Annotated in this window: 8 protein-coding genes; 5 read left to right on the top strand and 3 right to left on the bottom strand. The window is 59.3% G+C overall.

Annotated elements, in window-relative coordinates:
• The first annotated feature begins 192 nt into the window (after window positions 1-192).
• The 3 genes from J2X66_RS16740 to J2X66_RS16730 are packed head-to-tail and all read left to right on the top strand — an operon-like array spanning window position 193 to window position 3,758.
• Window positions 193-852: a paraquat-inducible protein A gene (locus J2X66_RS16740; protein WP_310266184.1), complete on the top strand. Its 660-nt coding sequence runs from the start codon at window positions 193-195 to the stop codon at window positions 850-852.
• On the top strand, window positions 839-1,462 hold the full coding sequence (locus J2X66_RS16735) for a paraquat-inducible protein A (protein ID WP_310266182.1): 624 nt from the start codon (window positions 839-841) through the stop codon (window positions 1,460-1,462). The genes J2X66_RS16740 and J2X66_RS16735 overlap by 14 nt, the downstream gene beginning before the upstream one ends.
• Entirely contained in the window at window positions 1,455-3,758 is a 2,304-nt protein-coding gene (locus J2X66_RS16730) for an MlaD family protein (protein WP_310266179.1), read from the top strand. Before J2X66_RS16735 ends, J2X66_RS16730 begins: the two co-directional genes overlap by 8 nt.
• Before the next feature lie 66 nt (window positions 3,759-3,824).
• Here J2X66_RS16730 and mksF read toward each other — a convergent pair whose 3' ends face one another.
• Genes mksF through mksB form a run of 3 tightly spaced genes read right to left on the bottom strand, consistent with a single transcriptional unit; the run spans window position 3,825 to window position 8,627 of the window.
• On the bottom strand, window positions 3,825-6,665 hold the full coding sequence (gene mksF / locus J2X66_RS16725) for an Mks condensin complex protein MksF (protein WP_059182153.1): 2,841 nt from the start codon (window positions 6,663-6,665) through the stop codon (window positions 3,825-3,827).
• Window positions 6,662-7,363 carry an Mks condensin complex protein MksE gene (gene mksE, locus J2X66_RS16720; protein ID WP_038981553.1) on the bottom strand — a complete coding sequence of 234 codons (702 nt, stop codon included), beginning with the start codon at window positions 7,361-7,363 and terminating at the stop codon, window positions 6,662-6,664. Before mksE ends, mksF begins: the two co-directional genes overlap by 4 nt.
• Window positions 7,353-8,627, bottom strand: coding sequence for an Mks condensin complex protein MksB (gene mksB / locus J2X66_RS16715; RefSeq protein ID WP_310266175.1), 1,275 nt, complete (start codon window positions 8,625-8,627; stop codon window positions 7,353-7,355). The genes mksE and mksB overlap by 11 nt, the downstream gene beginning before the upstream one ends.
• Before the next feature lie 207 nt (window positions 8,628-8,834).
• Between mksB and J2X66_RS16710 the strand changes: the two genes are divergently transcribed.
• Together J2X66_RS16710 and rimI are read left to right on the top strand one after the other, a co-directional pair.
• Window positions 8,835-9,584 (top strand): energy transducer TonB, encoded by a 750-nt coding sequence (locus J2X66_RS16710; protein ID WP_310266238.1) that lies wholly within the window; start codon window positions 8,835-8,837, stop codon window positions 9,582-9,584.
• Window positions 9,577-10,029, top strand: a complete 453-nt coding sequence (gene rimI, locus J2X66_RS16705) for a ribosomal protein S18-alanine N-acetyltransferase (RefSeq protein WP_046030107.1) — start codon at window positions 9,577-9,579, stop codon at window positions 10,027-10,029. The genes J2X66_RS16710 and rimI overlap by 8 nt, the downstream gene beginning before the upstream one ends.
• Window positions 10,030-10,061: the final 32 nt, after the last annotated feature.

The raw sequence follows: 10,061 nt of genomic DNA, 5'->3' as shown, positions 1-10,061 counted from the left end.
GATGGTAGTGTGGGGTTTCCCCATGTGAGAGTAGGTCATCGTCAAGATTAAATTCCGAAACCCCTATCTGCGTATGCAGGTAGGGGTTTTGTTTTGTCTGCGAAAAGTACTCGCCCTTAACGCACAAATTGGCGCAGTTATTTTTGACTCATGCCTCTAGAATAGGGCCAATATTTTCGGAACAGATCCTTTATGTCAGATCCGGTTGACGCCGCAAGGCTGTCAGAATTACCGCTGGACGATTTGGTTGCGTGCCATGAGTGCGACTTGCTGATGCGCAAACCCGAACTCGCCCATGGAGAGAAAGCGCTGTGTCCTCGCTGCGGCTATGAGCTCTACGCCCATCGGCACAATGTCGTACAGCGCAGTCTCGCTCTGGTTATCGCCGCTTTATTGTTATACGTGCCGGCGAACTTTTTACCCATCATGGAACTCAATCTACTCGGGCAATCGTCGAAGGACACTGTCTGGAGCGGCGTTGTAGCCTTGTTCGACACCGGCATGCAAAGCGTCTCGGTGATTGTGTTCCTGTGCAGCATGGGAATCCCGCTGCTCAAGCTGCTCTGCCAATTGGCCGTCTTGTTGAGCATTCGCTTTGATATCGGACGCAGCTACGGCCTGTTGCTCTATCGCATTTATCACCATCTACGGGATTGGGGAATGCTCGAGGTTTACCTCATGGGCGTGCTGGTCGCGTTCGTAAAACTGGCAGATATGGCAGCTATTAGTGTGGGGCTTGGTCTGGTGTGCTTTATCAGTTTGCTGTTGGTTCAGGTCGGGTTGGAGGTTGTGATGTCGCCTCATCAGATCTGGCAGGCTTTATCAGGAGAGGATGCCCATGCGGGCGATTGATGCAGGCATTCTGATTTGTGCGGAATGCCATGAGTTGAACAAGCAGGACGCTGACACCGACGAGCAAGTCTGCACCCGTTGTGGTGCGCTGGTTCATGCCCGTCGCCCAAACAGCCTGGTGCGTACCTGGGCGCTGCTGGTAACGGCGGCGATTCTCTACATTCCGGCTAACGTGCTGCCGATCATGACCATCAACTCACTCGGCAAGGGCGCCCCCAGCACCATCATGTCCGGTGTGATTGACCTGGTTCATTACGGCATGTTTCCCATCGCGGCAGTTGTGTTCATTGCCAGCATTCTGGTGCCGACGTTCAAACTGGTGGGCATCGGGTTACTGTTGTTTTCCATACAGCGCCGCCAGCCACTCTCGGCTCGCCAACGAATCTGGATGTACCGCTTTATCGAGTTCATCGGCCGCTGGTCGATGCTGGATATCTTTGTGATCGCCATCCTGGTGGCGGTCGTTAATTTCGGACGGCTTGCCAGCATCGAAGCCAATCTTGGTGCTATCGCCTTCGCCAGTGTGGTGATTTTGACGATGCTTGCTGCAGTTTCTTTCGATCCCCGACTGATTTGGGATAACACGGAGTCGGACGACGACCATGACTGATTTGCCTACAGCGAAAACCCGACCGGCCTCGAACTGGTCAGCCATCTGGATTCTGCCCCTGATCGCTTTGATCATCGGCGGCTGGCTCGGCTGGCGTGCCTATAACGAGACCGGCATCGAGGTTCAGGTGCGCTTCGAAAGCGGCGAGGGCATCCAGGCCAACAAGACGGAAGTCGTCTACAAAGGTATGTCCGTCGGTAAGGTGAAAGTTCTGAAGCTCGATGACGAAGGCGCTTCCAAAGGCGTGATCGCGACCATCGAGATGAACAAGGATGTCGAGCAATACCTCAGGACCAGCACTCGCTTCTGGCTGGTTAAACCGAGCGTGACGCTGGCCGGTATCACCGGTCTGGAAACCTTGGTGTCGGGCAATTACGTGGCGATCAGTCCCGGTGAAGGCGAGCCCACTCGCAAATTCAAGGCGCTGGCAGAAGAGCCGCCCTTGTCCGACGCCAAACCGGGATTGCACCTGACCATCAAGGCTGATCGCCTCGGCTCGCTGAACCGTGGCAGCCCTGTGTTCTACAAGCAGATCAAAGTCGGCCAGATCAAAAGCTATGTGCTCTCGGAAGACCAGAGTACGGTCGAGCTCAAAGTGTTCATCGAGCCCACCTACGCCAATCTGGTGCGCAAACACACGCGTTTCTGGAACGCCAGCGGCATCAGCATCGACGCCAACCTCTCCGGTGTGAAAATTCGCAGTGAGTCGCTTGCCAGCATCGTCGCCGGGGGGATCGCGTTCGCCACTCCGGAGAACCGCAAGGACAGTCCGCCCACCGACCCGAGCCTGCCGTTCCGTCTCTACGAAGACTTCGACGCCGCTGCCGCCGGTATCCGGGTCAAGGTCAAACTCACCGATTTCGAAGGCTTGCAGGCTGGCCGCACACCGGTCATGTACAAAGGCATCCAGGTCGGCAATCTGAAAGCGCTGAAGATCGATCCGGACCTGTCTGGCGCCACCGCTGAATTGACCCTCGATCCATTGGCCGAAGATTACCTGGTTACCGGTACCCAATTCTGGGTGGTCAAACCGTCGATTTCCCTCGCGGGGATCACGGGTCTGGAAGCGTTGGTCAAAGGTAACTACATCGCCGTGCGCCCTGGCGATAAAGGCTCCGCGCCACAGCGCGAATTCGTCGCGCGGCCCAAGGCGCCACCGCTGGACCTGCGTTCACCGGGCTTGCACCTGGTGTTGTTCACCGAGAACCTCGGTTCGCTGGAAGTCGGCAGCCCGATTCTCTACAAACAGGTCAAAGTCGGTTCGGTGCAGAGCTATCAATTCTCCAAGAAAAAGAAACAACTGGTGATTGGCGTTCACATCGAGAAGGAATACGAAGGCTTGGTCAACGCCTCTACCCGATTCTGGAATGCCAGCGGCATCACGCTCACGGGCGGACTGACGGGCGGGATACAAGTCAAAAGTGAATCGCTGCAAAGCCTGATGGCCGGTGGCATCGCCTTTGAGACACCGGAAGCCAAAGCCCCGCTGCAAAAGAAGATCCCGCGTTTCCGTCTGTTCGCCAACCATGACGAAGCCAATCAGAAAGGCACTGTGGTCACTATCAAGGTCGAACGCGCCGATGGCCTGCGTAACGGCACACCGGTGAGATTCAAAGGGCTGGACGTCGGCAAGATCGAAGACGTTGACCTTACCGATGACCTGCAATCGGTGATGCTCACCGCACGCATCACCGAAGTGCCGGAGCGCATTGCCCGGGTGGGCACTCAGTTCTGGGTGGTCAAACCTGAATTGGGTTTGATCAAGACCCGCAATCTGGAAACGCTGGTGACGGGTCAATACATCGAAGTACAACCTGCCCCGAAGAACCTCGGCCCGCAGAAGAACTTTGTAGCGTTGGCCAACCCGCCCGAGACGGCCAGGCAGGAAGCCGGTCTGAGTCTGGTCCTGAGCGCCGCGCGCCGTGGTTCGCTGAAAACCGGTGTGCCGGTGACGTATCGCGAAATCACTGTCGGCAAGGTCACTGGCTACGAGCTTGGGCAGACGGCAGATCGTGTGCTGGTGCACATTCTGATCGAACCGAAATACGCGCCGCTGGTGCGCAGCGGTACACGTTTCTGGAACACCAGCGGTTTTGGTTTTGACTACGGCTTGTTCAAGGGCGCAACCGTACGCACTGAATCGCTGGAGACGCTGATTCAGGGCGGCATTGCCTTCGCCACGCCGGACGGCGATCGCATGGGCAGCCCGGCGCGAGCTGAACAGACCTTCCCGCTGTTCGACAAGTTTGAAGATGAATGGCTGACCTGGGCGCCGAAGATCTCAATCGGCAAGTAGTCTAACGCCCATAAAAAAGGCCGCGATCCATTGGATCGCGGCCTTTTTCGTATCTAGCGGTTTAACTCAAACCGCATCCAGCTCCGGTTCATCCGCCTGCGCAACAACGTTTGCCTTCACCTCGTCATGACGGCGAATGTACTTCCAGTCGGCCTCATCGATGTAGATCCCGTTCGGCCCGCTGCCACCTTCCAGGTCAATCGCGACACTGGCGCAAACCTGCGGCTTCACACTCGCCAGGATCGGCACGAAGCCCAGTTGCAGGCTGGTTTCCAGCAGCGCTGCCTGGTTCTTCTCATCGATGTCCGCCGCCTCGTCGAGGTAGTACGGCAGGCGCACGCGACCGGCCTGGTCGCGGTCCATCAAATGCAGCAACAGGTACATGTTGGTCAGCGCCTTGATGGTCATCGTGGTGCCGTTGGATGCGGCGCCGTCGATGTCGGTATGGATGACCGGCTGACCATTCACCTTGGTGATCTCGAAGGCCAGTTCGAACAAGTCCTTGAGGCCCAGCTGGTTGTGGTTGGCCGCTACCAGCCGCGCCAGGTATTCCTTGGCTTCTTCGTTCTTGTTGTCCTGATCGGCACTTTGGCTCAGGTCGAACACGGAGAGGGTTTCGCCTTCTTCGTATTGGCCGGCGCTGTGGATGATTTGGTCGATGTGCTTGAGCGCTTCCTTGTTCGGCGCGAGCACGATGCGGAAGCTTTGCAGGTTGGACACCTGACGCTTGTTGATCTCGCGGTTGAACAACGCCAATTGATGCTCGAGGCTGTCGTAGTCGCTACGAATGTTGCGCAGGGTCCGGGCGATGTCCGTGACCGCCGCCCGGCGTGCCTTGCCCAGCGTCAGGGCTTCGTCGGTGCGGTGCGCGTACGCGTTAATCAGCAGCTGCAGGCGACGCTCCATATCGTCTTCGCTGTCGAACTTGGCCACACCCTTGAGGCGGACCTGCGCGTACAGCGCCTCGATTTGACCGTCGCTGCGCAGCAAACCCTGCCAGCTGTCCTGGTAGTCGTTGAGCAGCGGCAGCAGGTTGTCCATGGAATCGTCGATCGGGTCCATGAACGGTGTGCCGAACGGCAGGTCAGCCGGCAACAGCTGACGGCGGCGCAGGGCGTCGTCTAGGGTGCGTTGCTTGGCTTCCATGTCTCCGATCTGACGGCCGACCAGTTGCAGCTTGGCCGACAGTTGCTGGACGCGTTCGGTGAAGGCGTCGCTGGAACGCTTCAATTCGTCCTGCGCTGCTTCCATCTGTGCCAGTTGCTCAAGCTTGTCGCCTTCCTCGGCACTCAGGGTTTGCGCACGACGGAAATCTTCCAGGGCTTTCTGCGCGTCCAGCACTTGCTGGTACAGCGCTTCGGTCTGGGTCTTGCTCGCGGCGCGGTCGGCGGCCACGGCTTGTTGGGTCTTGAGTTGCTTGAGTTCTTTGTCCAGACGCTCTTTCTGATCACGCAACGCGGCGCGGTCAGCCAAGGCTTGTAGCGCGGGCGGCTCGATGTGCGAGATGTCGATGGACAGGCCGGGCACTTCGAAGCGCTCGCCTTTGAAGCCGTCGAGGATCAATTCCATGGATTTGACCCACTGACCGTCCTCGTCCAGCGTGATGCCGTGTTCGCCCAGCGGCAGGCTGAACAGCGCGCTGTTGAACAGACGCATCAGGCGCTCGACGTCCTGCTGCGAGAATTCTTCGCGCAGACGGGCGTAGCTGTTGTTGTCGGCGTGATCGAGTTGTTGCTTGACCGACTTCAGACGTTTTTCCAGATCGCGCAGACGCTCTTCGAGGTCTTCGGCAGAGAACTGCCGCGACTGTGCCAGTGCACCGGCCAGTTCGTCGTGCGCGTCCTTGGCCGCCAGCAGTTGCTGCTCCAGCACTTTGACGTCATCGACCAACGCGAAGCGATGTTTGAGCACCGACAGTTCGCCGAGCCAGCGCTGGATGCCGGTGATTTCCCGCTCCAGGCGCATCAGCTCTTGTGTGCCGCCACGCTGATCGTTTTGCAGCGCGTCCTGCTCGTTGCGGTAATGCTCGGCCTGAATCGTCAGTTCTTCCTTGCGCGCACTGGCGTAGTCCGACCAGGTGCCAAGCAGGGAATCGAGCAGCGGCGAGATGCGGTGCAATTTGCCGCGCAGGATATTGCGCTGGGCCACGCCGGCGGCCAGTGCTTCAACCAGCGGGCCAGCAGTGACCAGCGAGTTGTAATCCTGCTCCATGCGCCGTACATCGCGGAACGCTTCTTCGCACGCGGCGATGTAGTCGACGCTGCCGGAACGCAGGCTGTGCTCAAACGCATCGAGGAACAGTTGCTTGAGCTTGGCCGCGGTGATTTCGCGCATGTGCAGCAGGTTGATGAACAGTGCGCGGAAGGTCTTCAGGCTCTGCTCGCTGGTGGATCGCAGCGGGATCAGCGTCAGGTCCAGCGGGATCGAGGTGTGACCGCCGACCAGCAAACGACGCAGCTCATCAGGCTTCAACTCGTAGGCTTTGAGGCCTTCGCGTTCAAGGTTGGTGAACAGTTCTTTCTGGCGCAGGCAGGTGTCGTTCTTCTGGTAATGCGCCAGATCCAGTTTGCCGGCATAGGCAAAGAACTGGTGACCGAAACCACCGCCCGGGCCGCGACCGACTACGCCGATCACGTGCGGGCCGTGGGGCAGCGATACTTCAACCAGGATGTAACTGGTGTCCGAGGCGAAGTAGAAACGTCGGGATTGTTCCAGGCTGTACTTGCCGAAACTCATGTCCGACATGCGCGCCAGAATCGGGAACTGCAAGGCGTTGATCGAGGCGGATTTGCCGAGGTTGTTCGCACCGTAGACCGACAGCGGCTCTTCCAGCGGAAACAGGCCGAGGCTGTAACCGGCGGTGTTCAAAAGGGCAAAACGGCGAATGCCGTAGCGTTCCTTGCTCATGCGTCGGTCTCCTGTTCTTCGGCGATGGCGCGGGCCATGGCGTCTTCTTCGCTTTCTTCTTCGAAGTCACTGAGGTCTAGCGGATCATCGGTTTGCAGCAGTTTTTCGTCGCTGTCGTCGTCGATCAGAACCGGCACCGGCAATGGCAGAACGCTGTGCAGGCTGGCGGCCAAGTCACGGTCTTGCTGGACCGACAGGCAGACATCGAGGAAGCGGTGCATCGGCGGCAGGAAACGGTAGATGCCGTTTTCTTCGCCGGCGAATCCAAGCTGGGTCATGCGGCGCATGATTTTTTCTTCGAGCTCTTCGACCGTCTGCACTTCGGCCTGGATGAACAGGTCGCGGTACTTTTCCAGCAAGGAAGGCAATTCATCGCGGCCGAGGCTGCCACCGTCGAGCACGGCCACCGGGTCACGGCCCTGATCCGCCAGATGCTCGACGAGGATAAAGGTGAACAGCGCCAGGCGTTGCGCGGTTTTATTCACCGCTGCGGCGGCGAGGTCAGGCACGAAGTAGTAGAAACCACGGGTGTCGCACACCAGCTCAAACCCAAGCGCCTTGAACAGCGTGCGGTACTGGTCCTGGAAGTTTGACAGTTGCGCGTACAACTCCGGGTCGCGGCGGCTGACGTGGTAGCCCTTGAACAGCTCGCGAAAGATCGGCGCCAGCTGGGACAGTTCGTTTAGATCAAGATGCATGTGGGATGCTCGCAGAATCCTCGGCGGCGGCGCCGGCCGAGAGCAGGGCGAAGGAGCGCAGGCTGACCTGATGCTCATGAGTGTGGTATTCGCGGCGCTCCAGGCGCTCGCGCTTGAAGCGTTTCTCCCGCGACAGGCGCGAGAACCAGTACAGCAACTCGTCGGTCGCGCCGTCCGGCTCTTGCTCCAGCAGCCAGGTCATCAGGTCCGGCATCGGCAGGGCGTCTTCGCAGCGTTCGAGCATTTCGCGAACGGTACGAGGCGCGCGAGGGGCTTCGCCTTTCTGGGTCTTGTGGGCCTTGGGGAAACGCGCCGGTTTCGGTTCGAATCGGGCAAGTGCATACACGTAGGCTTCGACCTGACTCGCACTGCCGAGGAACGTGCTGTGCGGGCGGGTGAACATCGGCATCGCGGCTTGCGGGACGGCATCGATGCCTTTGCGACGAATGGCCGACAGGGCCAGCGCCGCGCCACGGGTCACGGCATTGTGGCGACGGGCTTCTTCACGCAGCGGCAGCAACAGTTCGCGGGCATGACGCAGGGTCAATTGGGCGCTGGTCTGCATTTCGAGGATACGGGCGTGGGTACGCAGCAGCATGTCGTCATCGACCAGATGGCCAAGGCGCTGCTGCTCGCTGAGCATCTTCAGCAGCACGGTTTCGACCTTGCGTACGCCTTGTTCGAAGGCGCCGTCGGCGTTTACCAGTTCGATCATCGGTTCGACGTATTCGTCCCAGGTCGCCAGCACTTCAGCGTAACGCTGACGCAACGGAATCTGCCGATCGCTGGTTTTCGCCCGTTCGGCGACGGCCACCAATGCTTGTTCATCGTTATCGAGTTTTTTCAGTACGTCGCGTACGCGCATATCGAGCAAGCGTAATTGGCGCGCCAGATCATGGCCATCGCGAATGTCGAAGGCATCCTGAATGTAACCGGCCAGGCGCTCGAGGTGACGCAGGTAGGCTTCGATTTCCAGGCACAGACCCAGACGGTGCTCACGACGCAGGTAGGCGAGGAAGTCGTGAATCTGCGCATTGAGCTCGAACCGGTTCGGGCTTTTCGCCACGGGAACCAGAATGTCGAGGCGGATCCACACGTCCAGCAGGCTGGTGATGTCCTGCGGCGTACTGTCGAGTTGCTGGACGGCCAACTGTGAACGCAATTCGTTGAGGCTCAGAGTGCCTTGGTCGAAGTGCTCGCACAGTGGCTCCAGAAGTGCCCAGTGTTCAGCGAGGGCGCGCAAGACGCGCTTGGGTTCGATCATCGGAATGGCCGGCTGGTTGACGATTAAAAGCCGCGATTGTACTGCATCGCAGGCGTGTCGATTCACTCTCGGGACAGACAGTAGTTTTTCTATCGATCGAGGGCGGGCGATCTTGAGCGAAGGGCGGTAGAATCACCGCACTATTAGTTATCCACAAGTGGCCGACCTTTGCTTATCGAGTCCCGTCGCCGCGCTTACTTGACCGCCATGCAGGTGGTCAACTGGCTGCCGCGCACCGAATTGCCCTTTGCCGCGCCCTCGCGCCCCGAGCTGCTGGAGATGCCTGAGCCGTTGGTCGTCGCGTCGATGGCTCCGGTTGCGCCTGCGCCTGTGGCTGATGTGCCCGTGGAACCGCTGGTCAAACCGGCCGAACGGGTGAAGATCGAGGTGCCGCGTCCTTCATTGGCCAGTACGCGCACCAACGCCAAGGTCGAAGAAGAGGCTGCACCGGTCGTCGCCAAGGTTGTGCAGGTGCCGCCACCGCGCTTCGCCCTGCAATTGTTGCGCGCCGGTCGTTGCCTGCTGCTGGTGGAGTTACCCACAGGCGAAACGTTCCAGACTCGCGATCCCGCCTATTTATTGCTCAAGGACATGCTGCGCGCTGCCGGTCTGCCGGACAGCCCGCAGATCGTCGGCGAACCGGTGCGCTGGCCGCTGCTGGCTCGCGGCACCATGGATCAAGGCCCGGAAGCGGCGCGCGACTTCGTGCAAGGCTTTCTCTCGGCGCGTATCGAAGACGCGCCATGCGTGTGCGTGTGGCTGATCGGCCTGCCTGCGGTGCGATTTGCCGGTGAGGCCAACGCCGAATCGTTCAACCGCGAACTCCAGGTCGAAGGCCTGGGCTCGGTCTGGGCCCTGCCGGGTCTGGAATTATTAATGGAAGAGCCACAGCGTAAGGCTGATGTCTGGCAAGCCATGCGTCGGCTGATGGCGCGCTGGAAAGAATCAAATGAGTGACGCTGTATCGTTCCGCCCGATGACCGAGGCGGACCTGGACGCTGTACTGAAAATCGAATACGCGGCATACAGCCATCCCTGGACCCGCGGGATTTTTCTCGACGGGCTGGGCAAGTACCAGATCTGGCTGATGTTCGAAGGGCAGCAGCAGGTCGGCCACGGCGTGGTGCAAATCATTCTGGATGAGGCGCATCTGCTCAATATCACCGTCAAGCCGGAAAATCAGGGCCGTGGCCTGGGTTTGACGTTGCTGGAGCATTTGATGTCGATTGCCTACAAGGCTGAGGCGCGGGAGTGCTTTCTGGAAGTTCGCGACAGTAATCGCTCGGCGTTTCGCTTGTATGAGCGGTATGGGTTTAACGAGATTGGCCGGCGTCGGGATTATTATCCGGCGGTGGGTGGCCGGGAAGATGCCGTGGTCATGGCCTGCACCCTGGTCGACTGACCCCTTTAAAAAGCTTCGCGAGCAGGCTCGCT

Origin of the sequence: Pseudomonas sp. 3296 (genome assembly GCF_031456615.1) — a bacterium.
Taxonomy (GTDB): domain Bacteria; phylum Pseudomonadota; class Gammaproteobacteria; order Pseudomonadales; family Pseudomonadaceae; genus Aquipseudomonas; species Aquipseudomonas mucoides.
This window is presented reverse-complemented; position numbering and strand designations above follow the sequence as displayed.

Excerpts from the sequence above, each read along its gene's own strand:
- mksE (WP_038981553.1), bottom strand. The coding sequence starts at position 7,363 with ATGCATCTTGATCTAAACGAACTGTCCCAGCTGGCGCCGATCTTTCGC.
- mksB (WP_310266175.1), bottom strand. The coding sequence starts at position 8,627 with ATGATCGAACCCAAGCGCGTCTTGCGCGCCCTCGCTGAACACTGGGCA.
- J2X66_RS16710 (WP_310266238.1), top strand. The coding sequence starts at position 8,835 with ATGCAGGTGGTCAACTGGCTGCCGCGCACCGAATTGCCCTTTGCCGCG.
- J2X66_RS16740 (WP_310266184.1), top strand. The coding sequence starts at position 193 with ATGTCAGATCCGGTTGACGCCGCAAGGCTGTCAGAATTACCGCTGGAC.
- rimI (WP_046030107.1), top strand. The coding sequence starts at position 9,577 with ATGAGTGACGCTGTATCGTTCCGCCCGATGACCGAGGCGGACCTGGAC.
- J2X66_RS16730 (WP_310266179.1), top strand. The coding sequence starts at position 1,455 with ATGACTGATTTGCCTACAGCGAAAACCCGACCGGCCTCGAACTGGTCA.
- mksF (WP_059182153.1), bottom strand. The coding sequence starts at position 6,665 with ATGAGCAAGGAACGCTACGGCATTCGCCGTTTTGCCCTTTTGAACACC.
- J2X66_RS16735 (WP_310266182.1), top strand. The coding sequence starts at position 839 with ATGCGGGCGATTGATGCAGGCATTCTGATTTGTGCGGAATGCCATGAG.